At 59.5% G+C, this 24,518-nt stretch carries 22 protein-coding genes and 1 riboswitch; of the genes, 6 read left to right on the top strand and 16 right to left on the bottom strand.

From position 1 onward, the window contains the following. Positions 1 to 2 precede the first annotated feature (2 nt). Positions 3 to 596 carry a bifunctional nicotinamidase/pyrazinamidase gene (gene pncA, locus FOY56_RS17085; protein ID WP_146347087.1) on the bottom strand — a complete coding sequence of 198 codons (594 nt, stop codon included), beginning with the start codon at positions 594 to 596 and terminating at the stop codon, positions 3 to 5. Between the two features lie 109 nt (positions 597 to 705). On the opposite strand from pncA, the gene trhO reads away from it, so the two are divergent. Continuing rightward, entirely contained in the window at positions 706 to 1,608 is a 903-nt protein-coding gene (gene trhO / locus FOY56_RS17080) for an oxygen-dependent tRNA uridine(34) hydroxylase TrhO (protein WP_146347086.1), read from the top strand. Positions 1,609 to 1,684: 76 nt separating this feature from the next. On the opposite strand, the gene FOY56_RS17075 is transcribed toward trhO, so the two are convergent. From FOY56_RS17075 to FOY56_RS17060, 4 genes are all read right to left on the bottom strand, one after another. Then, the gene (locus FOY56_RS17075; protein WP_146347085.1) at positions 1,685 to 2,908 is read right to left on the bottom strand and encodes an MFS transporter; all 1,224 of its coding nucleotides are present in this window, start codon (positions 2,906 to 2,908) and stop codon (positions 1,685 to 1,687) included. A gap of 83 nt (positions 2,909 to 2,991) precedes the next feature. Then, positions 2,992 to 3,294, bottom strand: coding sequence for a hypothetical protein (locus tag FOY56_RS17070; protein ID WP_146347084.1), 303 nt, complete (start codon positions 3,292 to 3,294; stop codon positions 2,992 to 2,994). A gap of 99 nt (positions 3,295 to 3,393) precedes the next feature. Then, a riboswitch (cobalamin riboswitch) is annotated at positions 3,394 to 3,601 on the bottom strand. Between the two features lie 253 nt (positions 3,602 to 3,854). Then, on the bottom strand, positions 3,855 to 4,889 hold the full coding sequence (locus FOY56_RS17065) for a fatty acid desaturase (protein ID WP_146347083.1): 1,035 nt from the start codon (positions 4,887 to 4,889) through the stop codon (positions 3,855 to 3,857). A gap of 244 nt (positions 4,890 to 5,133) precedes the next feature. Next, on the bottom strand, positions 5,134 to 7,362 hold the full coding sequence (locus FOY56_RS17060; protein WP_146347082.1) for a DUF255 domain-containing protein: 2,229 nt from the start codon (positions 7,360 to 7,362) through the stop codon (positions 5,134 to 5,136). Between the two features lie 173 nt (positions 7,363 to 7,535). On the opposite strand from FOY56_RS17060, the gene FOY56_RS17055 reads away from it, so the two are divergent. Then, positions 7,536 to 8,252 carry a glycosyltransferase family 25 protein gene (locus FOY56_RS17055; protein ID WP_146347081.1) on the top strand — a complete coding sequence of 239 codons (717 nt, stop codon included), beginning with the start codon at positions 7,536 to 7,538 and terminating at the stop codon, positions 8,250 to 8,252. Here the strand turns inward: FOY56_RS17055 and FOY56_RS17050 are convergent. Continuing rightward, complete coding sequence (locus tag FOY56_RS17050) at positions 8,249 to 8,902, bottom strand: peroxiredoxin (RefSeq protein ID WP_146347080.1); 654 nt, start codon at positions 8,900 to 8,902, stop codon at positions 8,249 to 8,251. The genes FOY56_RS17055 and FOY56_RS17050 overlap by 4 nt on opposite strands. 233 nt (positions 8,903 to 9,135) lie before the next feature. On the opposite strand from FOY56_RS17050, the gene FOY56_RS17045 reads away from it, so the two are divergent. Next, on the top strand, positions 9,136 to 10,575 hold the full coding sequence (locus FOY56_RS17045; protein ID WP_146347079.1) for an aldehyde dehydrogenase family protein: 1,440 nt from the start codon (positions 9,136 to 9,138) through the stop codon (positions 10,573 to 10,575). Positions 10,576 to 10,642: 67 nt separating this feature from the next. On the opposite strand, the gene FOY56_RS17040 is transcribed toward FOY56_RS17045, so the two are convergent. After that, the gene (locus tag FOY56_RS17040; RefSeq protein WP_146347078.1) at positions 10,643 to 11,086 is read right to left on the bottom strand and encodes a glyoxalase superfamily protein; all 444 of its coding nucleotides are present in this window, start codon (positions 11,084 to 11,086) and stop codon (positions 10,643 to 10,645) included. A gap of 245 nt (positions 11,087 to 11,331) precedes the next feature. On the opposite strand from FOY56_RS17040, the gene FOY56_RS17035 reads away from it, so the two are divergent. Then, the gene (locus FOY56_RS17035) at positions 11,332 to 12,177 is read left to right on the top strand and encodes an alpha-1,2-fucosyltransferase (protein WP_146347077.1); all 846 of its coding nucleotides are present in this window, start codon (positions 11,332 to 11,334) and stop codon (positions 12,175 to 12,177) included. 44 nt (positions 12,178 to 12,221) lie between these two features. Here the strand turns inward: FOY56_RS17035 and FOY56_RS17030 are convergent, their stop codons facing one another. Further along, positions 12,222 to 12,872, bottom strand: coding sequence for an RluA family pseudouridine synthase (locus FOY56_RS17030; RefSeq protein WP_146347076.1), 651 nt, complete (start codon positions 12,870 to 12,872; stop codon positions 12,222 to 12,224). Positions 12,873 to 12,983: 111 nt separating this feature from the next. Between FOY56_RS17030 and FOY56_RS17025 the strand changes: the two genes are divergently transcribed. Beyond that, positions 12,984 to 13,394, top strand: coding sequence for a nuclear transport factor 2 family protein (locus tag FOY56_RS17025; RefSeq protein WP_146347075.1), 411 nt, complete (start codon positions 12,984 to 12,986; stop codon positions 13,392 to 13,394). Between the two features lie 187 nt (positions 13,395 to 13,581). On the opposite strand, the gene rarD is transcribed toward FOY56_RS17025, so the two are convergent. The 8 genes from rarD to FOY56_RS16985 form a co-directional block, all read right to left on the bottom strand. Beyond that, complete coding sequence (gene rarD, locus FOY56_RS17020) at positions 13,582 to 14,487, bottom strand: EamA family transporter RarD (RefSeq protein ID WP_146347074.1); 906 nt, start codon at positions 14,485 to 14,487, stop codon at positions 13,582 to 13,584. Between the two features lie 114 nt (positions 14,488 to 14,601). Continuing rightward, on the bottom strand, positions 14,602 to 17,046 hold the full coding sequence (locus FOY56_RS17015; protein WP_146347073.1) for a GcvT family protein: 2,445 nt from the start codon (positions 17,044 to 17,046) through the stop codon (positions 14,602 to 14,604). Positions 17,047 to 17,175: 129 nt separating this feature from the next. Beyond that, a complete protein-coding gene (locus tag FOY56_RS17010; RefSeq protein ID WP_146347072.1) occupies positions 17,176 to 18,072 on the bottom strand; it encodes a homocysteine S-methyltransferase family protein in 897 nt (298 codons plus the stop codon). Beyond that, positions 18,069 to 19,121 (bottom strand): alcohol dehydrogenase family protein, encoded by a 1,053-nt coding sequence (locus FOY56_RS17005; protein WP_146347071.1) that lies wholly within the window; start codon positions 19,119 to 19,121, stop codon positions 18,069 to 18,071. The genes FOY56_RS17010 and FOY56_RS17005 overlap by 4 nt, the downstream gene beginning before the upstream one ends. A gap of 17 nt (positions 19,122 to 19,138) precedes the next feature. Beyond that, a complete protein-coding gene (locus FOY56_RS17000; RefSeq protein WP_146347070.1) occupies positions 19,139 to 21,589 on the bottom strand; it encodes a GcvT family protein in 2,451 nt (816 codons plus the stop codon). A gap of 11 nt (positions 21,590 to 21,600) precedes the next feature. Beyond that, a complete protein-coding gene (locus FOY56_RS16995) occupies positions 21,601 to 21,981 on the bottom strand; it encodes a GFA family protein (protein ID WP_186766370.1) in 381 nt (126 codons plus the stop codon). Between the two features lie 13 nt (positions 21,982 to 21,994). Then, the gene (locus tag FOY56_RS16990; protein ID WP_246139516.1) at positions 21,995 to 22,567 is read right to left on the bottom strand and encodes a helix-turn-helix domain-containing protein; all 573 of its coding nucleotides are present in this window, start codon (positions 22,565 to 22,567) and stop codon (positions 21,995 to 21,997) included. A gap of 349 nt (positions 22,568 to 22,916) precedes the next feature. Further along, positions 22,917 to 24,089, bottom strand: coding sequence for a thiolase family protein (locus tag FOY56_RS16985; RefSeq protein ID WP_146347067.1), 1,173 nt, complete (start codon positions 24,087 to 24,089; stop codon positions 22,917 to 22,919). Between the two features lie 89 nt (positions 24,090 to 24,178). Between FOY56_RS16985 and FOY56_RS16980 the strand changes: the two genes are divergently transcribed. Then, positions 24,179 to 24,517 (top strand): STAS domain-containing protein, encoded by a 339-nt coding sequence (locus FOY56_RS16980; protein WP_146347066.1) that lies wholly within the window; start codon positions 24,179 to 24,181, stop codon positions 24,515 to 24,517. The last annotated feature ends 1 nt before the right edge of the window (position 24,518 follow it).

Genomic DNA, 24,518 nt, shown 5'->3' with positions numbered 1-24,518 from the left:
GATCAGACAAGCGTCACTCCGGCACTTTTCATCGCCGCCAATGCCGCATCCAGCGATCCATCCAGATCAATTGCCCGGCATGCGTCCAGCCTGACCGTCACCTCGAACCCCAGTTTCGCGGCATCGACCGCCGAGTAATGAACACAAAAATCGGTAGCAAGGCCAACCATGGTCAACCGGGATATGCCGCGTGTACGCAGATACCCCTCAAGACCCGTAGGCGTCTTGTGGTCGTTCTCGAAGAAGGCCGAATAACTGTCGATGTCGTTTCGAAATCCTTTGCGGATGATCAGATCTGCATCGGTGCGTAGGTCAGCATGAAACGCAGCCCCCGTCGTTCCCTGAATACAATGATCGGGCCACAGCACCTGCGGACCATAGGGCATATCGACCAGATCGTAAGGCACCTTGCCATCATGGGACGACGCGAACGAGAAATGCCCGGCCGGGTGCCAGTCTTGCGTCAGGATCACGGCGTCAAAATCAGGCATCATCGCGTTGACGCCCGCCACGATCTCATCCCCGCCCGGAACCGCCAGCGCGCCGCCGGGGCAAAAATCGTTCTGCACGTCGATCACGATCAGGGCATGGGTCATGGTGGGCTCCTTCTTTCCTGACCCAAGGCGTAAGCTGCGGCGATTTCTGCGTCAACGTCATAGGTGCTTTGCCTTGCCCCCGCCCGGTCGGGTGATGTAAATCGCGGCCATGTTCATCATTGCTGCGCTCTATCACTTCACCCGTTTCCCCGATCCTGCCGCGCTGAAACCGGCCTTGCAGGAGCTGTGCCAGACGCAGCACGTCAAAGGCACGCTGCTTTTGGCCCATGAAGGGATCAATGGCACGATTGCCGGCCCCCGTGCCGGGATCGATGCCGTGCTGGCCCATATTCGGGCGCTTCCGGGGTGTGCCGATCTGGAGTGGAAAGAAGCCACCAGCGATCGCGCACCGTTTCCCCGCATGAAAGTGCGGCTGAAGAAAGAGATCGTGACGATGGGCCAGCCGGACGTCGATCCGCGCGCCCGTGTCGGCAATTATGTCGATCCACAAGACTGGAACGACCTGATCCGGTCGCCCGATGTCGCCGTGATCGACACTCGCAATGATTACGAGGTCGCCATTGGCACGTTTGAGGGCGCCGTTGACCCGCAGACAGATACGTTCCGCGATTTCCCGGCCTGGTGGGAAGACAACAAAGAACGGTTTCACAACAAGCGCATCGCCATGTTTTGCACCGGCGGCATCCGCTGTGAAAAATCGACCAACTATCTGTTGGGGCAAGGCATTCCCGAGGTCTATCACCTGAAAGGCGGGATCCTGCGGTATCTGGAAGAAACGCCTGAAGATGACAGCACATGGAAGGGCGAATGCTTTGTTTTCGATAACCGCGTCAGCGTCGGACACGGGCTGAAGGAAGGCCCGCATGTGCTGTGTCACGGGTGTCGCCGCCCAATCTTGCCCGAAGACAAAGCGCGGCCCGAGTTCGAAGACGGGGTGTCGTGCCATCAGTGCATTGATGAGACGTCAGAGGCTGACAAGATGCGGTTCCGCGAACGCCAGAAACAGATCAGACTGGCCCGCGAACGGGGCGAAACTCACATAGCCGGTTAAGCTTCCGTGCGCTGCCTGATCACGCGCGGACTGCGCGGGTGGGTGGGCGGGGCGCTGGCCGCGCGTGATCCAGCCCTTACGCCACCGCGGTGCCTGGTTGTCCCGGGCGCGACCGAATGGCCAACATGACGATGATCGAGATGTTCAGAAGGTTCCAGCCGATCCCGTTCAGGAAGGCCCAGAAATAACTGCCGGTCAGGTCATAGATCCACCCTGACATCCAGCCGCCCAGCGCCATCCCAAGAATCGTCAGCATCATCACGAACCCGACGCGCGCGCCTGCCTCGCGCGCGGGCATGTATTCACGCACCACCAGCGCATAAGACGGCACGATCCCCCCCTGACTGAGACCGAAGACCAGGCTGACCACATAGAGCGGTACCATCCCGTCATAGGGCAGGTACAAAAACAGCGCGATGCATTGCAGGACCGATCCGATCAACAGGATCTTCACACCACCCAACCGGTCCGCCAGCATCCCGGACAGAACCCGGCTGACCACGCCCCCCAACAGCATCAGCGACAGCATTTCGGCCCCCACGGCGGGGCCATAGCCCAGACCGACGCAATAGGCGACGATATGCACCTGGGGCATCGACATCGCCACGCAGCATCCGATTCCGGCCAGCCCCAACAGGATCATCAAAGCACGCGGCGACAAACCGGTGCTGCGCGCATTCAGGGACGACGCGGCCTCGGCCTTGTTCTGCGCCGAAATCGGCACCCGCCGCTGCAGCAACAATGACAATGGGATGACCGCGACCACCGTGATCAGCGCCAATGTCAGATAGACCTCGCGCCAGCTGGAGTCGGCCAGCATATCCGCCAGCAGGGTGGGCCAGATCGCACCTGACAGGTAATTGCCGCTGGCCACCAACCCGACGGCAATCCCGCGCCGCCGCATGAACCAGTGCGAAATATCGGCCATCAGGGGGCCAAAGCCAACGGCAGTGCCCAGCCCCAACAGCAAATGCACCAGCGACAGGGACCAGATCCCCCACGCCAGTGTCGCCAGCCAATAAGCCAGAACCGACATCGCCACCGCGCCCCACAAGGCCCGCGTTACGCCGAACCGATCAACCACCTGGCCGATCAGCAGGTTGCCCACCGCAAACCCGATCATCGTCAGTGTATAGGGCATCGATGCCTCGGCCCGCCCGGCGCCGAACTCGGCCTCGATCGAAGGCAACACCAGAACAACGGCCCATATCCCTACATTGGCCGCCGTCGCGATGGCCAATGTCACCAAGAGGCGCAGCCAGGAATACCGACTGTCCAGTATATCGTCAGCGTCAGTCATCCAGGCACGCTAGCGGCCCGGCCCTCGACTGGAAAGCGATTGCGTGTTGGGCGACCGAATTAGCCTGACAAAGCTTGCGCGGCTTACCGGGCCGCGCGCCGTTCGCGCGCACCTCCGCGACGGCGGGGTTCGGGCAAGCTCAGATCCAGGGGCCGCAGCGGGCGCTTCAGCGACTCGCGGATCAGATCGCAAAACACGGCGATGGCCGGGTCGGTGTCGATAAAATCCATCGCCAGAAGATAGGCACGCACAGCCGCGCCTTCATAGTCAGAATCAGCGGGCAGCCCGCTGAGCCATTGCATGTACCCCATGCGGCCCAGTTCCTGCGCCCGTTCGGGCGTCGTTGGAGACATCTGGAGTTGTTTCAGAGTTCGTTCGATCAGCATAGCGCCCTCCGCGCGAATGGCGGGGCCGAATAGGACAGCTTTGATCAAAGGCACATATGGCCATCAGGACTGCTCCTTTACCGAGACACCCCGCCCGGGTTGAGTTGACATCTGATGGCAGGTCTCCTGACTTGCGGATCAACGCTTACCTGAACCTTCCCGAGCGCATTTGGCCCAGTGGTCTGCTTCAGGTTCGCTCACCGCTTACAGTTGCGGGGGCAGTCGCGGTTTTGGGCATAGCCCGCACCGTGTTCCCTTTTCAGATGGCCGGACTTTCCGACCTATCACCATCTCATACTGCATCGCAGAAAACAGGCTTGCGATCAAGCCTTGCCTGACCCGGCGCGCTTGGTTTGGGGCAAACGTGCCGTCCTTCGGTAGGCAGGACTTTACCCCGGTCAGGTCAGTCTTTCACGTAAAGCCTGCATCCACGACAGAAGCCGCGCGGCTGTGGCCAGCAATCTGGCAAAAAGCATGAAGGAGAGTGGCTTGGCAGGCTGATGTGCGCTTTTTGCGGGTGAAGTGGTGCAACTGCACATCTTCACCTGATTTTTTCGGGCCTAGCGAAAACAAGCCCGGGCTTGCGCAAACGACAGCAATCGTTGGCTTTTTTCGTCCCACAGATGCAATCGGGCTGACCTAAGGCTTTCTCGGATCGTCATGCGATTGGTGTCGGCGAGTTCTACATGATCGCGCAGCACTTCAGGCAAGCGATAAAACGGGATGCGGCTGTACAGATGGTGCACATGGTGAATCCCGATATTGGCGCTCAGCCATTGCAGCACCGACGGCAACACATAGTGTGAGCTTCCGTTCAACGCAGCGTCCTGCAACTGCCAGTCTTCCTCTTCCGCCCAATGTGAAGTTTCGAACTGATGTTGGACATAAAACAGCCACATCCCGGCCGTCGCGGCCAAAAGCGTCGAGGGCAGGAAAATCAACAGGATCGGCATCAGGCCACCAAAATACAGAATAACCGCCAGCCCCGCCAGGATCGCGACATTGGTCCCCATGGCGCTGACCCAGTATTTGCGTCCCGACATCAAGCCAAACGGCAAACGGTTCTGCAGGAAAAACAGATATCCAGGCCCAAAGCCGAACAACACCACAGGGTGGCGATACAGCCGATACATCAGGCGATCAAATCTTGTCAGTTCCTGGTATTCTGCAACCGTCTTGGTGTGAACATCCCCAATGCCGCGCCGCCCAAGATTCCCCGAGGTGCTGTGATGAATCGAATGGGTACGCCGCCAGACGTCATAGGGTGTCAGAGTCAGCACGCCGATCACCCGCCCAAGCCAGTCGCTGACCGTGCGGTTTTTAAAAAACGCGCCGTGTCCGCAGTCGTGCTGGATGGCAAAAAGCCGCAGCAGAAACGCCGCGTTGAACAGGGAAATGACCAAAGTCAGCCAATAGCTGACCGACAAAGACCACCACGCCAGAAACCACAACAGAAGGAACGGACCAACGGTTACGCCAAGTTCGAAAGCGCTTCGCAGCGAACTGGGTTCGCGATAATTCGATAGAATCTTGACCCATTCAGTCGGGGCGCGCGTTTCTGACGGGAGCTCAGAAGAGTCGGATTGATCAAACATGTGCCTGCTTTTTATCTGTGTTGCTGTTCTCTTATACGAAGAACAAGCCGTCGGAAACGGAACTTTCAGCGCACATCCGCAAAATCCGACTCTTGGGCGACTCATAGCGCACCGAAAACGGCGCCTTTGCGGTATTAAGCACCCTTGATGGCGCAGGAATGAGAGTCTGAAAACACGCGGGCGCGTCGTCGTCGGAACAGGGTCTGCTTAGGATGGCTTCACACTGTTCGCGCCATGCTTCGGGCTATTGACCCGCTGGCCACAGAGTGAAGGTCAGGGTTTCCGGTTGCAGGCAAACCTTGTCACTGCAGGCCTGCAAGGTCAGGCCGATCTGCTGCACCGTGCCGGGCGAAACCTGCGCCTCAAGTCGCAAATCGCCTTCGTAAAGGGCGAGTGGTGCGGTGCTGAAGTCGAGGGATTTGATCTTTGGCGCGGGGTAGTCGGTCGTGTCAGCCAGCAGGCCCTGCCCCGTTAGTTCTGTCGCAACCAGATAGTCCTCGAAAGGGTCGTGCGCATTGATATGCCACCCATCGGCGATTGACAGATCGATGATGATTTTGCCGAACGATTGCGTCAGCACCGCCCGTACCGCGCCAGATCCGGCAAACCGAATGCGTCCGGTTTCACCGGTCTGAAGCTCTTGAATGGCCTGTATCGCGGCACCACGCTGTGCCGGATTGTCGATGGCAAGCCCGGACAGGGCCGCTGCCAGACGAAAGCCGTCTTGTTCCATCAGCGGGGCCTGCAGGCGTTTGGTGAGCCGGGCAAACAGAGCAAGGGCCATCGCGTTACCGGACGGGATCTCGGCGTCGTCGATCTGAATGAAGGCGCTTATCCCCTCCGGAATTTTGGTCATCCGGTATCCGTCTTCCGCGCGCCCGAACCTGGTCCCGATCATCTTCGCAGATGTTTTTGCGTGGGCAAGCCAGCGATCCGCCGACGGCCTGTCCGGCGCGAAATCGTGTAAACCGATCAAGGCCAGGCCCAGCGCTGCATAATCTGGCAATTGGGCAGGTATGTCAGATGATCCTTCGATCCACACGCGGGTCAGCCCTTTGGGTGTCTGCATTTGGTTCAGGATGAACAACGCAGCCTGTTCAGCCGCTTGATAATAGTCGGGCCGGTCAAGCAGAAACCCTGCTTCAGCAAGCGTCGCGATCATAAGAGCGTTCCACGACAACACGACTTTGCGATCCAGAAACGGGGCCGGACGTGCGTTTCGCAGGGTGCGCATATCAGCCAGCAGCCCGTCAAGTTGATCCGTGAATGCGCGGGTCCCCTGCCCCGTTTCGGCGGCAAGGTCAGACGGCAGAGCGGCCATGTTCAGCACATTCGCGCCGTCCAGATCGCCTTCGGGCGTGACCTGAAAGACGTCGCTCACCAATTTGGCGCCATCACCAAGGTCCAACAGGTCGTTCGGCGTCCACATATAATACGCGCCTTCCGCACGGTCCCCGGCATCGGTCAGACTGTCGGCATCCTGCGCCACATAAAATCCGCCCGCCGGGTCGCGCAGCTCTTTCAGAGTATAGTCAAGCAACCGTTCGGCAGCGCGCCGGTATCGCGGAGCCCCGGTGATGTCCCAGGCCCGGATCAACAACCGCCCGGTCAGCGCCTGCGTATAGAGCATCTTTTCGAAATGCGGGACGTGCCATTCGGGATCGACGGAATAGCGGTGAAACCCACCCCCGACATGGTCATGGATGCCGCCCTTAATCATACCGTCCAACAGATCGGTCACGGCCTGCAAGACCTGTGCTTCACCGTGCCGTGCGGCCTGATCCAGCAGGAACAGAAACAAAGGTTCACGCGGAAACTTGGGAGCGACTCCATAGCCGCCATTGAAGGGATCCATCTGTGCCAGAACGGTTTCGACGGCGTGTGCCACGACATTCGGAGTCACATCACGAGCGTCAGCCTTGCGCATGAGGTAGTCGCTGAAGGCTTGTGAAACCCGCGCGGCCTCGCCACTGACAAATCCGGGGTTTTCCGCCCAGGCCTGCTGAACCCGGGTCACCACCGACAAGAATACATCGGGAGGAAAGTACCCGCCAGCATGAAACGGATCGCCATCGGGCGTCAGGAACACTGAATTTGGCCAGCCGCCTGTGCCGGTCAGGATCTGGGTCACGGCCATGAATTGTTCGTCCAGATCCGGGCGGCTTTCCCGGTCGATCTTGATCGAGACAAAATGCGTGTTCAGCAGGGCGGCGATGGTGTCGTTCTCAAAGCTCTCATCCTCCATCACATGGCACCAGTGGCAGGAAGAATACCCGACCGACACGAAGATCGGTTTTCCTTCGACGCGGGCCTTGTTCAGCGCCTCGGGCCCCCACGGGTACCAATCGACCGGATTGTAAAGGTGCTGCAGCAGGTAGGGTGATGTGGCCCCCTGCAAGTGGTTCGCCTCGCGCGCATCGACCCAGATGGCCGAGACCAGAAGGGCAAAGGAAGCAAGCAAGGCGCGGTACATGAAATCCTCGTGTCAGCGGTCAGGATCCAAGATGGTTCAGCGAATGGATCAGGTCAAAGCCGCAAATCGTCCGGATACCGCCAAAACGACATATACCTAAGTCCAATTCAGTGGGAGAAAAGCTCGCCTCCGCTATGCTGGACGCCCGCGCACCCCGCCCCTAATGTGCCGCCATGAAATCATTTATCATCCATATGATCGGCGACGATAAACGCGCGCCCAATGCGCAAAGGTTGCTGGCTGATTTGCCGGACGCCGAGATCGTGGGCGCCGTCGTTGGACGTGATCCGGCGCAGATTGCCGACGTCGATTGGCGGAATGGAACATTGTTATCGCCTGGTTATCCGTTTGCCATGACTCCGGCAGAGATCGGCGTTTTTCAAAGCCACCGACGGTGCTGGCAACGGATTGTCGACAGCGGATTGGACTATGGGCTGATCGCCGAGGATGATCTGGCAGTGGATCCCGCCGGTCTGGCGGCGGCTTTGGATCTGATCAAAGCACATGGCACCCCCGAGATGTACGTGCGGATGCCCGTCAAGGCCCGCGAAAAACCGGCGCAAATTCTAGCAAAACATGGGGAAATGCGATTCATTCTGCCGCGCGTGATTGGGCTTCAATGTATCTGTCAGGTTGTTGGGCGCGGGGCTGCAGAACGATTGCTGGCGACTACGCAGCAGATCGACCGGCCCGTCGACACGTTTCTTCAGATGCATTGGGAAAGTGGTCAAAAGATCCACGCGATCTTGCCGAATGGTAACCGTGAAGTTGCGGCGCAAATTGGCGGATCGACCATCCAGACCAAAGTCCGGGGCAAAGGCAAACTTGCGCGCGAGATCAAGCGCGCGTGGTATCGGGCGCAGGTTGCCCTGCGCCCGCAACGCCCTTAACCGGGCAGCTTTGTTGTGCGCAGATACGGGAAATGCGTGGTGAATTCGCCGTATTTTGCCTTGGCGTCTGCATCGCTGACCGCCGTCGGAATCACGACATCACCTCCCGGGGTCCAGTTGGCCGGGGTCGCCACGTTTTCACGCGCCGCCGTCTGCAGCCCGTCCAGCGCGCGCAGAACTTCGGCAAAGTTGCGGCCCACGTTCATCGGATAGGTCATCGACAGCTTCAGTTGCTTGTCCGGTCCGATGATGAAAACCGCGCGCACCGTGGCGCTGTCGGCAGGGGTGCGGCCATCAGGCATGTAAGCCTCGCCCGGAAGCATGTCGAAGGCCTTTGACACGGCAAGACCTTCGTCCGCGATGATCGGGAAGCCGGCGGCCGTGCCTGCAAAGCCTTCGATGTCTTTCTTCCAGCCCTTATGCTCTTCAACGCCATCAACCGACACGCCGATGACCTTGGTGTTACGGGCCGCCCATTCGTCCGCCAGCTGTGCGACAGCGCCGAATTCGGTGGTGCAGACCGGGGTGAAATCCTTGGGGTGCGAAAACAGAATCGCCCAGCTGTCACCAATCCAGTCGTGGAAGGTGATCGTTCCCTGGTCGGTTTCTGCGGTGAAATTCGGAACAGTATCGTTGATGCGCAATCCCATTGCGGTCTCCTCTTTGAGAGTCGGTATGTGACGTGTCCTGCAGCCAACTTAGGGGTTTTCTGACGATGCCGCATCCCCTTGCGACATCCTGTCTGCATGTTTTTCTGAACGGGTTTGGCTGCCCGTCAAAAAGCAGGTGATCGCCCTTGCTTCGGGCGGTCTGGAGTGAAACAGTGCCTGCGGAAATCCGGCCCGCATGCCGGAAATCGTTCCGCTTCTGGGAGACATGGAACATGATTGATAAGCGCAATTTCTATATCAACGGGCACTGGGTTGCCCCGTCGCAGCCCAATGATTTCGAGGTCATTGACCCATCCACCGAAGAGCCCTGCGCCGTCATTTCGCTGGGCAGCGAAGCGGACACAAACGCCGCCGTCGCAGCCGCCAAGGCGGCTTTGCCCGGCTGGATGGCAACCCCGCCAGCCGAACGGATCGCGATGGTCGAAAAGCTGGCCGATCTCTATCAGTCCAAGGGCGAAGAAATGGCCCAGGCGATGAGCGCCGAAATGGGCGCACCGATTGACATGGCGCGCACTCAACAGGTTGGCGCAGGTTTGTACCACCTCAAGAATTTCATCCGCGCCGCCAAAGCGTTCGAATTTGAAAAGCCGCTCAGTGATCGCGCGCCCAACGACCGGATCATCCACGAAGCAGTGGGCGTCGCCGGTCTGATCACGCCATGGAACTGGCCGATGAACCAGATCACGCTGAAGGTCGGCGCGGCGGCTGTCGCAGGCTGCACCATGGTTCTGAAACCGTCCGAGCAAAGCCCGCTGAACGCGATGATCTTTGCCGAACTGGTGGACGAAGCTGGCTTCCCGCCGGGTGTGTTCAACCTTGTGAACGGCGATGGTGTCGGCGTGGGCTCGCAGCTGTCCGGCCACCCGGATGTTGACATGATTTCGTTCACCGGATCGACCCGCGCCGGAACCGCAATTTCGAAGAACGCCGCCGATACGCTGAAGAAGGTGCATCTGGAACTGGGCGGCAAAGGCGCCAACGTGATCTTTGATGATGCCGACGAAAAGGCCGTCAAACGTGGCGTACTGCACATGATGAACAACACCGGTCAAAGCTGCAATGCGCCCAGCCGGATGCTGGTTCAGAAAGGTGTCTATGATCAAGCCGTTGAAACCGCAGCCGAAGTTGCCAGCAAGGTCACGGTCGGCAACGCCCACGAAGAAGGCCGCCATATCGGCCCGGTGGTGAACGAACTGCAGTGGAACAAGATCCAGGATCTGATCCAGAAGGGCATCGACGAAGGTGCCCGGCTTGTTGCAGGCGGCACCGGGCGTCCGGATGGTTTGAACAAAGGCTATTACGTCAAGCCGACCGTCTTTGCCGACGTCAACAACCAGATGACGGTTGCGCGCGAAGAGATCTTTGGCCCGGTCCTGACAATCATCCCGTTCGAAACCGAAGAAGAAGCAGTCGAGATCGCCAATGACACGCCGTATGGCCTGACCAACTATGTCCAGACCCAGGACGGGGACCGCGCCAACCGCATGGCCCGTGTGCTGCGCTCGGGCATGGTCGAAATGAACGGTCAGTCCCGCTCCGCAGGCTCGCCTTTCGGCGGCATGAAGCAGTCCGGCAACGGTCGTGAAGGCGGTGTCTGGGGCATCGAGGATTTCCTCGAAGTCAAAGCCGTCGGCGGCTGGTCGACAAACTGACCCCACCCCCAAATGCACGCAAAGCCGCCCCTTGGGGCGGCTTTGTCTGATTTAGTCCAAGCACAAGTTACGCCTGGGTCACGACCAGTTGCGGTGATCCATCCGAAGTCTTGTAGACGGATGTCCCATCCTCGCCGATTGTCGCGCTAACGCGTTGCCGGAACGATGAAAAGCTATCAAACGTCACGACATCCACGGGCTGATCGAAATGCAGCGTGATCCGCGTATGCTTTGCATTGGGCGCATGGGTCAACCCATGCACATATCCGGTAAAGGTCTGTCCCAGATAGCGCCCGGCCACCCGGTCACCGACAGCCAGGGGCCGGTCATTTCCCGGTCGCGTCGCAAGCGCGCGCAGCGTGTTCCAGTCACGCGCGCCGTTCTGGTGCGCGACCAGCTCCAGCGCCTGAGCATGGGTGATCTCGTTCCCTTTGCCAGTCAGTTCCTGCCGCAGCCTTTTGGCCTGGGCTTTGTACCCGGCAATTCGGGTGTTGTCTTTCAGGTCCGTCATCTTCTTGCCTCACGCTTTCAAGGGCATGTCATTGGGTGGAAGCGGCTCGCATTGTCTTACCGATCATGCCGAAAGGGCAAAGATGTCGAAGAACCGGGTTTCACCATGGCAAACGCCAGCGAGCGGCAGGGGACCCGAACCTGAGAGCGTCATTTAGGAGTGGCCTTGCCTTGCGTCAACCCCCCGGCCTCTGGCTCGCCCGCCGATTTGACGCTAAACACGGGCAAGATCTTCAGGGACACGCCATGATCACCACCCGCCTGCACGGCCGCTTAGGCAACCAGATGTTTCAATATGCGGCGGCTGCCGGACTTGCGGCACGTTTGGGGACCGGGATCGCCCTGGACCCCCGCGACGCATTAAGAAAAGGCGATGGCGTGTTGACGCGAGTCTTTAACTTATCCGTTTCTGACCCAGCTGCACTGCCTCCGACCCGCCACGAAAACCTTCTTCGATATGCCGTGTGGCGGTACGGCGGTGGCAGCCCCGCGTACAGACGCGAGCGTGGGTTGGGGTACAATCCGGCTTTTGAGGCCTGGTCAGATGATACCTATCTGCACGGGTATTGGCAGACAGAACGCTATTTCGCGCATATTGCCGATGACATCCGCGCCGCCTTTGCTTTTCCTGACGTCAGCACCCCGCAGAACGCCGAAATGGCGAATCGCATTCGCGACACAACAGCCATCGCCCTGCATGTCCGGCGCGGAGACTACGTTGCTCTGGATGCCCATGTGCTATGCGATCAGGCTTATTACGAGGCAGCACTGGACCACATTCTGAATGGTCTTGAAGGCACACCAACTGTCTTTGTCTTTTCCGATGACCCACAATGGGCAAAAGACAATCTGCCCCTGCCGGTCGACAAAATCGTGGTCGATTTCAATGGGCCCGAGACCGACTTTGAAGACATGCGTCTGATGTCGTTGTGCCAGCACAACATCATTGCCAATTCCTCATTCTCGTGGTGGGCGGCCTGGCTGAACGCGACCCCGGACAAACGGATCGCAGGCCCTGCTAGCTGGTTCGCCGACCCCAAGTTGCAAAACCCCGATATTCTACCGCTCGACTGGATCCGGATCACGTCCTGATCCCCATCTTCTCTTGAAAAATACTCTCGCCGAAGGCGGATTTGTCAAAAGTCCGGCGCGGCCCTGAACTTCATCGACTTGCCGCTCTCAGGATGCTTCAGGCGCAATTCTTCTGAATGCAACATCAACCGCGGATACGCCCGCGCCGCGCCTTCTGCATATAGTGGATCGCCCAGAATGACGTGGCCCAGCGCCAGCATGTGAACCCGCAACTGATGGCTCCGCCCCGTCTTGGGCATCAGTTTGACGCGGGTCGTGTCACCGTCATAGCGAACCACCCTCCAGTCGGTGAGCGCAGGCTTGCCCGTCTCATGGCACACCATCTGCAGAGGCCGGTTTGGCCAATCCACGATCAGCGGCAAATCAACCGTACCGGTTTTTGGGTCCAGCACACCGGACACCCGCGCCACATAGGTCTTGCGCGTACTGCGTTTTTCGAACTGCATCGACAGATTGCGCTGCGCATGCGCCGTCAGGGCAAAAACGATCACGCCAGATGTATCCCGGTCAAGCCGATGCACAAGCAGCGCGTCCGGGAAAGCGGCCTGAACACGGGTCAGCAGGCAATCAGCCAGCTGAGGCCCACGGCCCGGGACGCTCAGCAAACCGGCAGGCTTGTTGACGACCAGCACCTGGGCGTCTTCGTGCAAAATCTCAAGCGGATCCTGCGGCGGGTCATAGTCATCAGCACTCATAGCGTGTTGATTAGTGACTTAGCGGCACAGGGGCAACCTAACCCCACGTCGCACTGGACCTGCAAGGGTGCCAACCGCATCCTGAGCCCAACACCGGACAGGAGACAAAAGATGCACCCAACGATCACACGCATGATGGAAATCGTCGCGTCAGGCCAGGAAGACAAAATCGGTGAGATCCTTGCCGAACAGGTGCGGTTCATGCCGCCCACCTATTGGAAGACCTGGACCGGGCGTGAACCTGTGGCTGCCGTTCTGGGTCATGTCGGACATGCGTTCTCGGACTTTCGCTATCGTCGGGTGATGGGTGAAGGCAAAGACTGGGCGCTTGAGTTTCAGTGCAAAATCGGGGAATTCGATGCAGTGGGTGTTGATCTGATCACACTCGACGATGATGGCCTGATCGACCAGTTCGAAGTCGTAATGCGCCCCTACAAATCGGTTGGTGCCCTGCGCGAGGCTATGAATGCCCGCGTGATGACGGATGCAAGGTTCCTGAAATTCCGCGAAGCCCTGTCCTGAAGCCATATGATGGGGGCGCTGCCCCCGGCCTTCGGCCTCCCCCGGGATATTTTGAGCAAGAGGAAGACAAAGCGCTGCTCATTTCCTCTTGCTGTAAATATCCCGGAGCGCGAGGCAGAGCCTCGCCACTTGCGCGTTAGCGCATATCAATCGTATGCGCCGCAGGCGCACATTTCCGCGGTGACGTTCAGACCCGTCGCATCGCCCGGATCATCGGGATCGAATACAGCACAAGCGCAGCCCAGATCATCGGGAAGGCGATCATCCGCGCCTGTCCGAAGGGTTCGTCAAAGATGAAAACCGCCACCAGCATGATCAGCGTCGGCGCGATGTATTGCAGGATACCGATGGTCGAAAGCCGAAGCAGCTTGGCCCCGTTTGCATAAACCAACAGCGGAATTGCCGTGACCGGCCCGCAACCGATCAGCAACCAGGTGTCCGTCGGGATACCTGCCAGAAAGTGACCCTCCCCATTGGCTGCCAACCAGACAACATAGCCCAGAGAAGGCACTGAAAGAATCAAAACCTCCAGCAGAAACCCTTGGTTTGGGCCGATGGGTAGCGATTTCTTGAAGAAGGCGTAGAACCCCCAACTGACTGTCAGGGCCAGCGACAGCCACGGCAGGCGCCCGGCATCAACGGCCAGAACGATGATCGCCAGTGCCGCCAGCGCGATGGCCACGATTTGCAGGCGGCTCAGTCGCTCACCAAGCAGGACAGCGCCCAGAAACACGCTGAACAGCGGGTTGATGTAATAGCCCAGCGCGGCATCCAGCGTCTGATCCGTTGCGATCGCATAGACATAGATCCCCCAGTTCACCGAAATCAGCGCTGCCGTCACCAGCCCCATCGCCAGCATATGCGGTGACCGCAGCGCGACGCGGATATCACGCGTGCGGCCCAGGGCGATCAGGACCGCGCCGGCAACGGGCACGGACCAGATGATCCGATGCGCCAATACTTCGGCCATTGGCACATAGGATACGATCTTAAGATAGATCGGCAGGAAACCCCACAGCAGATAGGCCGTGATCGCAAAGGCCAGACCTTGCGGGGTGTCCATGTTTTCGGTCTGTGGTTTGGCCTGCGCCATGGTTCATCCCCCGCCTTACTTGGCGACTCTATGGCAGGTCTGGCAGGCAAGGAAACACGGCATTCTGTGCGGCGACCCATCACAGAGTATGATAGATCGCCAGGGCACTTTTGGTCAGGCGCGGACGCGATCCGACTTGGGGTCGTACATCGGTTTCAGGGAAGCTTCGGCTTTGACCCGCGTGCCTGCCACGTCAATCTCATAGGTCGAGGCCAGAACATCGGCAACAGTTTCGCCTTTGCATGGGACATAGCCCATGCCCATCGCCGCCCCGAGGTGATGACCGTAGGACCCTGAGCTGAGGTAGCCGACAATTTCGCCATCCCGAAGGATCGGTTCGTTGTGATACAACAACGGATCGGGGTCGGTCAGCTTGAACTGCACCATACGGTTTAACAGTCCGTCTTGCTTTTTCTTCAGCACCGCATCGCGGCCAATGAAGTCAGGTTTGGCGGTCTTGACCGCAAAGCCAAGCCCCGCCTCAAGCACATGATCCTCGCAGGTGATGTCATGGCCGAAATGGCGAAAGCCTTTTTCGGTCCGGGCACTGTCCATCATGTGCATGCCACACAATTTCAGGCCCATATCCTGCCCGGCCTCCCACAGGGTCTCAAAGGCGTGGGCCGCCATGTCCGAGCCGACATAGATCTCCCATCCCAGCTCACCGACATAAGACACGCGGTGGACACGGGCGAGGCCAAGGCCAAGTTCGATATCCTGCGCGGTGCCAAAGGGGTTCACGTCATTGCCGAAATCATTCGGGCTGACCGCCTGCAGCAGTTTACGCGCATTCGGCCCCATGACGGCCAGAACGCCTTCGCCTGCCGTAACATCGGTGAGGATGGCGCGATGGTCACCCAGATGGCGGCGCATCCAGGTTTCATCGGCCAGTCGCGTGGCAGCCGGGGTGACAACCAGATAGGCGGTTTCTGACAGGCGCGTCACGGTCACATCCGCTTCGATCCCGCCGCGCGGGTTCAGGAACTGGGTATAGACGATCTTGCCCGCTGGCACGGACATATCCGCGCCACAGACATGGTTCAGGAAGGCTTCGGCATCCGGGCCTTCGACACGGATTTTGCCGAAAGATGACATGTCATACATGCCGACATTGGTGCGCACCGCGTTGACCTCATCCGCAACATTGTCGAAAAAGTTCTGCCGCTTCCAGGTGTATTGGTACTCTTTTTCCTGGCCTGTGCGGGCGAACCAGTTGGCGCGCTCCCATCCCGCCAATTCGCCAAAGACGGCGCTGTTTTCGGCCAGTTGCGCGTGGAAGGGCGTGCGCCGGACTCCGCGTGCTGTGGCCTTTTGGCGATACGGGAAGTGATCGGCATACAGCAGGCCAAGGGTTTCGGTCGAGCGTTCCATCAGATAGCGCTTGTTGCCCTGAAACGGCTGCATCCGCGAAATGTCGACATCGCCCAGATCGAAGGGCTTTGCGCCGTCTTCCATCCATTGCGCCAGCGCCATGCCCGCGCCGCCCGCCGACTGGATGCCGACCGAATTGAACCCTGCGGCAACCCAGACATTGTCCATCTCGGGCGCAAGGCCAAGGTGATAGGCATCATCGGGCGTAAAGCTTTCGGGACCGTTGAAAAAAGTATGGATCCCTGCCTCGGCCAGCATCGGCATCCGGTTGACGGCCATTTCAAGGATCGGTTCGAAGTGATCGAAATCTTCGGGCAGTTGGTCGAATTCGAAATCCTTCGGGATCGTCCCCCAGGGTTTCGACACTGGTTCGAAGGCCCCCAGCATCATTTTGCCCGCGTCTTCCTTGTAATACGCGCATTCATCCGGCACCCGCAGCACGGGCATTTGGGTCAGCCCGGCGATGGGTTCGGACACGATGTAGAAATGTTCGCAAGCCTGAAGCGGCACGTTGGTGCCCGCCATGCGGCCAACCTCGTGCCCCCACATGCCAGCGCAGTTCACGATCATATCGCAGGCGATATGTCCCTGATCCTTGCCATCGTCGCTGGCCCAATCAACCCCGGTCACACGACGACCGTCCCTGGTCAGGCTAGTGACCGAGATCCGCTCTTTGACGACCGCGCCACGCTGACGCGCGCCCTTGGCGAGTGCCAGAGCGATGTTGGCCGGATCACCCTGCCCGTCTTTTGGAAGGTAAACCCCCCCGGTCACGCCATCGATGTTGAGATGGTCATAGCGGGTCTTGATCTCATCCGGCGAGATTTCTTCCACTTCGACCCCAAAGGCACGCGCCATAGCAGCAGAACGGTGCAGTTCCTCAAGCCGTTCACCGGTCAGGGCAGCCGTGATCGAGCCCACCCGTTTAAAGCCCGTGGCGACACCGGTTTCAGCCTCAAGGCTGCCATAGAGTTCCTGACTGTACTTGGCGAGCTTGGTCATGTTCGACGTCGCGCGCAACTGGGCGATCAGACCTGCTGCATGCCAGGTGGTGCCCGAGGTCAGTTGTTTGCGCTCAAGCAGGACCACATCTGTCCAGCCGAGTTTCGTCAGGTGATAGGCCACGGAGCAGCCAACAACGCCGCCGCCGATGATCACCACGCGTGCTGTTTGGGGAAGGTTGGTCATGATGAATCCTGTTGCATGAAGGTCTGGGTTTCGGGTCGCTAACGCAACCCGACCGGGGCGAGGGGCGCTGCCCCTCGCGCTCCCCGGGGTATTTGGAACAAGAAAGAAGCAGGGCCCGGGTGGGCGAGATCACACAACGTCATGACCTGCGGCGCGCAAGCGGCGGGCCAGTTCGGCAATATGGGCCGGTCCGACCTCGCAACAGCCGCCGATGATCGTGGCACCCTGACCGACCCATGCCATTGCATGATCAGCGTATTTTTCGGGACCAAGGTCAGCGCGGGCTGACAGGGCGTCGACCGAAGGGCGATCTTTCAGGAACCCATCGTCGATTTTGGTGAAGCCATTGGCATAGGCGCCGATCCGGGGGCAGAAAGGTTTCAGGATGTCGAGCGCGGCGGGCACCGATTCAGGGCGCGTGCAGTTGATCAGCACGGCGTCTGGCGCATATTTTTCCACAAGCGGACGGATCACGCACAGATCTTCGCCAGAGCGCAGTTTGGTTCCATCATCGTCCTGAACACTCAGCGCCATCCAGACCGGTTTGCCACAATTGTCGGTTCCGCGCAGCGCGCCATCCGCCTCTTGCACGGAAGAGACCGTTTCGATCAGGAACAGATCAACCCGTGGCTGCATCAGCGACACCAGTTCGCCAAACTTGAGGGACGCCTCGCTGGGGTCAGGGTTCAGATCGGGACGGTAAGAGGCCAGCAGCGGACCAAGCGATCCGGCAATCCGCCCCCCCTTATAGTTCGCCCGCGCCCGTTCGGCCTGTGCAACGGCAGTGTCGATTAGAATCGGGATTTGATCCTGCAAGCCGACAGGTGCCAACCGGCTGCGATGGACCGCGTATGTATTGGTCGTGGCGATCGTCGCCCCGCAGGCGAAATAGTCACTGTGGAGTTTGGACAGCACATCGGGTGTGTCCATCATCACCTGTGTCGACCAGAGCGGCGAGCTGGAGTCACCATGGCGTTTCACAAGCTCCTGACCGATAGAGCCGTCCATCAATGTTATCTCAGTCATGTGTGCTCCTCTGCCGGGATCAGGACAAGTTTGCCGGGGTGGCGTTTGGATTGAAAATCATCCTGCGCAGCGGCGATCTCGCTCAAGGCGTAGGTTTTTGAGATCAGCGGACGCACGCGGCCCTCATTGATCATTCCGACGAGCCGCCCGAACACCTCGGGGGCCTGATGGGTGCAGCCGTGGATGGTGATGTCGCGCAGATAAACCTCGCGCAGATCCATTTCCACCACGGGTCCGGCGATGGCCCCCGACACGGCATACTGCCCGCCGGGTTTCAGGGCGCGGATCAGATCAGGCCAGGCCGGGCCGCCAACGATATCAATGATCCGGTCATAGGTATCAGCTGGCAAGGTCGCATCGCGAGGCAGGACATGGGTGGCCCCCTGATCGCGGACCACGTCGGCCTTGGCGGGTGCGGTAATACCATTGACCTCTGCGCCCCGCAGCGCCGCAAGCTTGACGGCCGCCAGACCAACCCCGCCCGAGGCCCCGGTGATCAGGACTTTGTGGCCAGCGGTAACGCTTGCACGGACCAACAGGTTCTCAGCCGTTCCGAACGCGCAGGGCATTGCCGCAATTTCGATATCCGACAGTGGCGATGCGCTGACGTCATACAGATCGCCTTCTTCCATCAAGCAGTATTCGGCGAAAGCCCCGTCAATTTCAGACCCCAGAGCAATGAAGCCCTGCGGGTTGCCCGGCACGGGTCGCGGCAGGTTGATCGGGCAGGTCACCCGATGACCGATCTGAATACGCTGGGTCTTGGGCCCAACTGCGACGACCTTGCCACACAGGTCTCCGCCCTGAATGCGCGGAAAGGTCAGCGCCCCGCCCCAGCCGCCAGCCTCGACATCCTGATCAACTGCCCCGGTGGCAGTGGTAACATCCGGTGAATACCAGCCGATCCGTGTGTTGATGTCGGTATTGTTCACACCCGCCGCCAACACCCGTACCAACACCTGCCCCGGTCCGGGAACAGGTACCGGCAAATCCCTGCGCCAGACCAGCGCCTCTGGCCCGCCGTGGCAGGTCAGGAGGACACCGGACATGGTTGCAGGGGCTTGGATCACGCGCGCAACCGCTCGTTCAAGGGATCCCAGAGCGGTTGATCTTCCTGCACCACGGCCCGGCATTTTTTGCCATAAATGTCGACTGCGACTTCGGTGCCCGGAACGGCCAGATCGCTGCGCAGCATGCCCAGCGCAATCGACCCATTGATACGATGCCCCCAGCCGCCCGAGGTGGTTTCACCAACAACTTCTCCGCCATGCCAAAGCGTTGACATGTAAGGCGCATCTGCATCGCCCGCGTCGACGGTCAGTGTGACGAACCGCTTGGCGCTGCCTTGTTGCTTTTCGTTCATCAGGGCCTGTTTGCCCGGGAAATCCTGTGGTTTGTCGAGCTTGACGAACCGATCCAGCCCGCCTTCGAACAGCGAATAGTCGGTCGACAGATCGCCCTTCCAAGCCCGGTATCCTTTTTCCAGACGCAGCGAATTCAGAGCATACATACCGAATGGTTTTGCCCCAGCCGCCAGGATCGCGTCATAAATTGCGGGCACATGTTCGTTCAGAGCGTGAACTTCCCAGCCGAGTTCTCCGGCAAACGACACGCGGATCAGATAAGCAGGTTGTCCAGCGACCGTGGCGCGCTGATGGGTCAGCCAACCCAGCGACAGATCAGCATCGTCGGTCAGGCTTGCCAGAGTTTCGCGTGATTTTGGCCCGGTGACGATCAGCGTGTCGCGAGTCGTTGTGACGTCATCGACGGTGACGGTGTCGGGCATCGCTTTTTGCAAAATATCGCGATCGTGCCACTGCGCTGTGGCCGCAGTGATCATGACAAATGCATCGTCTTCCAGCCGCATACACGACATCTCGGTCAGGATCCGACCACGGTCATCCGCGATATAAACCAGGTTGATCCGGCCAACTTTCGGCAAACCACCGGTGATCAGCCCGCGCAGGGTTTCGGCCGCGCCTTCGCCCCGAACCATGAACCGCGAGAATCCCGGCAGGTCGAGCACGCCGCAATTGTCTCGCACGGCTTCGCATTCTTCCTTGATCCGTTGTTCCCAAGGGCCAGACCGGCCCCAGGTGTGGGTGCTGTCCTCGGACGTGTCATCGCCGGGTTGGGCGAACCAGTTGGCGCGCTCCCATCCGTTGTAGGCGCCCATGACGCCGCCCAGTTCCTTGACCTTGGCGTGGACAGGCGACAGTTTCCTGTCGCGTGCGGCGGGCCATTCATGCGCCGGGAAGTGCATGGCGTACTCGTTGCCATAAACCTCCATACCCTTTTGCACACAATAGTCGTGATCGGTGTAGTCGGTGTAGCGGCGGGGATCGACCGACCACATGTCCCATTCGGTGTGACCATCGATGATCCATTCGGCCAGCACCTTGCCCGCACCGCCGCCCTGCGCGATGCCGAAGGTGAACACACAGGCCTCGAAGGCGTTCTCGACACCGGGCATCGGGCCGATCAGCGGCAAGCCGTCAGGCGCATAGGGGATTGGGCCGTTGATAACGCTGCTGACACCCGAGGTCTGCATCAGCGGAACGCGTTCCATCGCGTCGGTCACGATATCTTCGATCCGGTCCAGATCGTCCTGCCACAGTTGAAAACTGAAGTCGTCGGGCATCGGATCACTGTCATCAGTCCAATGCGCACGGCAGTTGGGCTCGTAAGGGCCAAGGTTATAACCGTTCTTTTCCTGTCGCAGGTAATAGGACACATCGACATCGCGGATCAGCGGCAGTTTCTTGCCATGCTCCTTGCTCCACGCTTCGACCTCAGGGATCTGTTCGGTCAGCAGATACTGGTGGCTCATCACCATCATCGGCACGGTGCGTCCGCCATAGGGCAGGAACCAGTCCCCGACACGCTGAGCATAATACCCGGCGGCGTTGACGACATAATCGCAGTCGATATCGCCTTTGTCGGTGTGCACGATCCAGGTCTTGTCTTCCTTCTGGGTCACGCCGGTGGCTGGGCAGAACCGGATGATCCGCGCGCCCATATCGCGCGCGCCTTTGGCCAGGGCCTGAGTCAGCTGGGCCGGGTCAATGTCGCCATCGGTCGGATCGTACAAAACACCCATCAAATCGTGCGTTTCGATGAACGGGTAGCGTTCCTTGGCCTGCTCAGGCGTCCACATCTCCATCTCGATGCCCTGATAACGCCCCATCGAACAGGCGCGTTCGAACTCCTGCATCCGTTCTTTGGTATGCGCCAGCCGGATCGATCCGGTCTGATGATAGTTCATCGGATAATCGACCTCTTCGCCCAGACGAGCATAAAGTTCGGTCGAATACCGCTGCATGTTCATGATCGACCACGAGGTCGAAAAGGTCGGAACGTTGCCCGCCGCGTGCCAGGTGGACCCAGCGGTCAGTTCGTTCTTTTCCAGCAGAACGCAATCGGTCCAGCCGCGTTTGGCCAGATGGTACAGCGACGATGTGCCAACAGCGCCACCGCCGATGATGACCACACGGGCCTTGTTTGGGAAATCGCTCATCTCATTCTCCGTTACTGGTCGCTCTGCGGCAGACCGTCGTTCAGATCGTAATAATCACCCTTGTCGGCCACAAAGATATGGCGGGCGAGCGTGGTGTCGGTTGGGGCATCAAGTACCCCCATGGAAACAGAAATCGCGTCTTCGTCCTTGGGGTCCCAGAACAGGAACGATCCGCAATGGCCGCAAAACCCGCGACGGGCAATGTCACTGGCCTGGAACCAGCGCAGGCCGACGTTATTGGTCAGGCGGAACCGGTCGTTCGGGATATGGGTCGAGGCCCAGACATGGCCCGACTGGCGGCGGCACTGACCGCAATGACAGGCCGACGGCGGGGTCAGGTCACCGTCAATCTCGAACCGGACGTCGCCACAAAGGCAGGAACCAGTATGCATCACGTCACTCCAATCAATACACCGGCGGCGCGATCACCCAGATCGCAACTGCAGGTTCGCCGTAGGGGTTGATCCAGCGGAACGGTTCACCGCGAATGCGGAAACTGTCACCGGGGTGAATGGTGAATTTGCGCGCGCCGATTTCAAGATCGAGCTTGCCCGACAAAAGGTAGCCGACCTCTTGCGTCGGGCGGGTCACCTTTTCTCCGATGCGGCTATGCGGTTCGAAGGTTGAGTGCACCATTTCGAAATCATCCGTCAGATCGGGCGACAGCAATTCTTCGACCAGCCCCGCCTCGCCTGATCCCAGCGGGCGGCGCGAGCCTTTTCGCACCACATACCCGGCTTCATCGGCCCGGACCGGATCATGCGCGAACAACATGGATACGGGAACGTCCAGCGCCGCTGCGATGTGGCGCAGGTCGGTTACCGAAGGCTCGGACAGATCACGTTCAACCTGGCTCAACCACCCGACCGAGCGTCCCAACTGCCTGGCCAGATCTGCCAGCGTAATTCCCCGCGCCTTGCGCAGGGCGCGCAGATCGGCGCCAAGGGTTTGGGGGCTGTCTGGTCGACTTTGAAACACGATTCGCTTCCGTGAAATTTGCGTCCTCTTTTTCACGATTGCCCAGTTTGGTGAAATTTGCACGTATTTTTTCACTCCCAACCCACCATTTTTAAGGAGGCTCCAAAATGAGGGGGGTAAAAACTGCGCTGCACAAACCCAATTTGGCAGCATCTTCGCCGTTTTTTGCGGCAATGCAGAGGCACCAAAAGCGGTTTGAATTCAAAGTGCAGACCGCTGTGGTACCCCAGATCGACCAAACGACTTGAGGCAAGCAGCGGCGGTTCCCTGTTGGTCAGGGGGAGGGGGCCAGCCCCCTCTTGGCCCGTTGGGCCAATTCACCCCCGAAGTATTTTCAAAGAGAAGATCGTCAAACCCGCTCGATTGCGATTGCGGTACCTTCGCCGCCACCGATGCAAATCGCGGCGACGCCCCGCTTGAGACCGCGTTTTTCCAATGCGTTCAGCAGGGTCACCATGATCCGCGCCCCAGATGCGCCAATTGGATGACCCAGCGCGCAGGCGCCGCCGTTCACGTTCACCTTGTTGCGGGGCAGGCCCATCTCATGCATGAAAGCCATGGGCACGACAGCGAAGGCTTCGTTAACCTCCCAAAGATCAACGTCATCCTTGCTCCAGCCAATCTTTTCCAGAAGCTTCTGGGCTGCGGGAACCGGGGCCGTGGTGAACAGGCCCGGGGCCTGTGCGTGGCTAGTATGACCCAGGATGCGCGCGCGGACGGTCAACCCTTGGGCCTCAGCAGCATCAGCCGAGGCCAGGACCAGCGCCGCTGCACCGTCGGAGATTGACGACGAATTGGCGGCTGTCACTGTGCCATCCTTGCGAAATGCCGGTTTCAGCGTTGGAATCTTGTCGGGGCGGGCGGATTTGGGCTGTTCATCAGAATCGTTCACGACCTCGCCCTTGCGGGTCTTGAGTGTCACTGGCGCGATTTCATCGTCGAAGGCGCCGCTGTCCTGAGCTGCCAGAGCATTCGCAAGCGACGTCAGAGCGTATTCATCCTGCGCCTCGCGAGTGAACTGAAATGCTTCGGCGCAGTCTTCGGCGAAGGTGCCCATCAGGCGGCCCTTGTCATAGGCGTCTTCCAGGCCATCAAGGAACATGTGGTCGACCACCTGACCATGTCCAATACGGGCTCCACCGCGCATTTTTGGCAAGAGGTACGGCGCGTTGGTCATGCTTTCCATGCCGCCTGCAATCATCGTATCACGGTCGCCCAGCGCAATTTGGTCATAGGCCAGCATCGCGGCCTTCATGCCCGAGCCGCACATCTTGTTGAGGGTGGTGGCCGGAACGTCTTCGCCCAGCCCGCCAGCGAACCCGGCCTGCCTGGCCGGAGCCTGCCCCTGCCCCGCAGGCAGCACGCATCCCATCAACACTTCGTCGACGGTTTCGGCCCCGGCGCCTTTCAGCGCGGCCTTGATTGCTGCTCCACCAAGGTCTGCGGCGTCGACGCCGTCAAACATCCCCTGAAAACCACCCATCGGGGTGCGGGCGGCTCCTGCGATCACGACTTCTTTCATATCGGTCCTCCAATTCTTTGTGCCTGCATACTGAATGGTAAGGATTGGCGTCTAGCCTTGGCGGAAACAATCGTCAGTCGGAGAACCGGATGAGCCTGACCAGCAAGGATACCGAAGGCAGCCGCATTGTCTGCGTTCACGCCGAACGCATTGATGCGGCTATTGCGATCCAATTCAAGGAAGACATGCGCAAGGAAACCGATTCCGGACCGGACCGGATCATTTTGGATCTGTCGGGGGTTGAATTCATTGACTCTAGCGGGCTTGGGGCAATCGTGGCCTCGATGAAACAACTTGGCAAAGGGCGAAGCCTGGATCTGGCTGGGCTGACGCCGATGGTCGACAAAGTGTTCCGCCTGACCCGGATGGATACGGTATTTGACCTTTATCCAACGCTGCAGGATGCGATGGATCTGCAGGCGGGTTGAC

Origin of the sequence: Falsiphaeobacter marinintestinus (genome assembly GCF_007923355.1) — a bacterium.
GTDB classification, from domain to species: Bacteria; Pseudomonadota; Alphaproteobacteria; order Rhodobacterales; family Rhodobacteraceae; genus Phaeobacter_A; species Phaeobacter_A marinintestinus.
The sequence above is the reverse complement of the archived record's forward strand: the minus strand, read 5'-3'. Positions and strand labels throughout refer to the sequence as shown.

Excerpts from the sequence above, each read along its gene's own strand:
- FOY56_RS17070 (WP_146347084.1), bottom strand. The coding sequence starts at position 3,294 with ATGCTGATCGAACGAACTCTGAAACAACTCCAGATGTCTCCAACGACG.
- FOY56_RS17045 (WP_146347079.1), top strand. The coding sequence starts at position 9,136 with ATGATTGATAAGCGCAATTTCTATATCAACGGGCACTGGGTTGCCCCG.
- FOY56_RS17075 (WP_146347085.1), bottom strand. The coding sequence starts at position 2,908 with ATGACTGACGCTGACGATATACTGGACAGTCGGTATTCCTGGCTGCGC.
- FOY56_RS17025 (WP_146347075.1), top strand. The coding sequence starts at position 12,984 with ATGCACCCAACGATCACACGCATGATGGAAATCGTCGCGTCAGGCCAG.
- FOY56_RS17015 (WP_146347073.1), bottom strand. The coding sequence starts at position 17,046 with ATGACCAACCTTCCCCAAACAGCACGCGTGGTGATCATCGGCGGCGGC.
- FOY56_RS17000 (WP_146347070.1), bottom strand. The coding sequence starts at position 21,589 with ATGAGCGATTTCCCAAACAAGGCCCGTGTGGTCATCATCGGCGGTGGC.
- rarD (WP_146347074.1), bottom strand. The coding sequence starts at position 14,487 with ATGGCGCAGGCCAAACCACAGACCGAAAACATGGACACCCCGCAAGGT.
- FOY56_RS17050 (WP_146347080.1), bottom strand. The coding sequence starts at position 8,902 with ATGGGATTGCGCATCAACGATACTGTTCCGAATTTCACCGCAGAAACC.
- FOY56_RS17040 (WP_146347078.1), bottom strand. The coding sequence starts at position 11,086 with ATGACGGACCTGAAAGACAACACCCGAATTGCCGGGTACAAAGCCCAG.
- FOY56_RS16985 (WP_146347067.1), bottom strand. The coding sequence starts at position 24,089 with ATGAAAGAAGTCGTGATCGCAGGAGCCGCCCGCACCCCGATGGGTGGT.
- FOY56_RS17005 (WP_146347071.1), bottom strand. The coding sequence starts at position 19,121 with ATGTCCGGTGTCCTCCTGACCTGCCACGGCGGGCCAGAGGCGCTGGTC.
- pncA (WP_146347087.1), bottom strand. The coding sequence starts at position 596 with ATGACCCATGCCCTGATCGTGATCGACGTGCAGAACGATTTTTGCCCC.
- trhO (WP_146347086.1), top strand. The coding sequence starts at position 706 with ATGTTCATCATTGCTGCGCTCTATCACTTCACCCGTTTCCCCGATCCT.
- FOY56_RS17030 (WP_146347076.1), bottom strand. The coding sequence starts at position 12,872 with ATGAGTGCTGATGACTATGACCCGCCGCAGGATCCGCTTGAGATTTTG.
- FOY56_RS16995 (WP_186766370.1), bottom strand. The coding sequence starts at position 21,981 with ATGCATACTGGTTCCTGCCTTTGTGGCGACGTCCGGTTCGAGATTGAC.
- FOY56_RS17010 (WP_146347072.1), bottom strand. The coding sequence starts at position 18,072 with ATGACTGAGATAACATTGATGGACGGCTCTATCGGTCAGGAGCTTGTG.
- FOY56_RS17035 (WP_146347077.1), top strand. The coding sequence starts at position 11,332 with ATGATCACCACCCGCCTGCACGGCCGCTTAGGCAACCAGATGTTTCAA.
- FOY56_RS17060 (WP_146347082.1), bottom strand. The coding sequence starts at position 7,362 with ATGTACCGCGCCTTGCTTGCTTCCTTTGCCCTTCTGGTCTCGGCCATC.
- FOY56_RS17065 (WP_146347083.1), bottom strand. The coding sequence starts at position 4,889 with ATGTTTGATCAATCCGACTCTTCTGAGCTCCCGTCAGAAACGCGCGCC.
- FOY56_RS17055 (WP_146347081.1), top strand. The coding sequence starts at position 7,536 with ATGAAATCATTTATCATCCATATGATCGGCGACGATAAACGCGCGCCC.
- FOY56_RS16980 (WP_146347066.1), top strand. The coding sequence starts at position 24,179 with ATGAGCCTGACCAGCAAGGATACCGAAGGCAGCCGCATTGTCTGCGTT.